The 766-nt window shown below is 80.0% G+C and carries 1 pseudogene; it reads right to left on the bottom strand.

Features of this window, described 5'->3' with window-relative positions:
* A pseudogene (locus AE652_RS42430) lies at window positions 1-766 on the bottom strand (hypothetical protein); the annotation flags it as partial.

The following is a 766-nucleotide window of genomic DNA, read 5'->3' as shown; positions in this document are numbered from 1 at the left end:
GGCGGGCCGCCCGGTGGCGCCCCGGGCCAGCTCGTCCAGGTCCAGCGCGAGCAGCTCGTCGGCGGCGAGGAAGCAGACCGTCTCGTTCAGGTCCAGGGCGGTGACCCGCCGCCCGTCGAGGTCGAGCGGCTGCCAGTCGGGCACCGCCCGGCCGGTCCACCGGGTGGCCCACCAGCGCGCCGGGCCGGACGGCTGCGGGCGGGTGCGCAGCAGCAGGTTCCCGCCGGGACCGCCGTGGAGGGTGAGCCGGACCGGGCCGGGCACCGGCAGGACGAGCCGACGGGCCGGGCCGCCGCCCGGGTGGCGGGCCGCCAGGGTGTGCTCGGTGCGGGTGCCGGCGGTGTACACCAGCGCCTCGCCGGTGAAGGCGAGGGTGGCGTACGGGGCCGCGTCGGGCAGGTGGTGGGGCCGGTCGCCCGGGCGGGTGGGGAGCAGGTGCAGGCCGCCGTTCTCGGCTCCGTCCCGGTGCAGTTGGACGGCGATGAACCGGCCGTGCGGCTCGGGCTGCCAGCCGGCGATCCGGTCGCCGGGGCCGATGACGCCCTCGGTGGGCGTCCGACGGGTGCCGTCGGGGTGCCGGACGGTCAGGACGTCGCCGTCCGGGCCGCGTTCGTGGCGGAAGAGCAGGCCGCCGGCCTCGGCGGGCGGGGTGGGCGCCCGGTCGGGCGCCTCCCGTTCCACCCGGTCGAGCAGGGTGGCCCAGGCGGGCTCGTCGGAGCGCTGCGGGCGGGCGGCCAGCAGGCGCCGCTGCTCGGCGAGCCAGGCC

This window comes from Kitasatospora sp. MY 5-36, from assembly GCF_001182915.1.
In the GTDB taxonomy this organism is placed as follows: domain Bacteria; phylum Actinomycetota; class Actinomycetes; order Streptomycetales; family Streptomycetaceae; genus Kitasatospora.
This window is presented reverse-complemented; position numbering and strand designations above follow the sequence as displayed.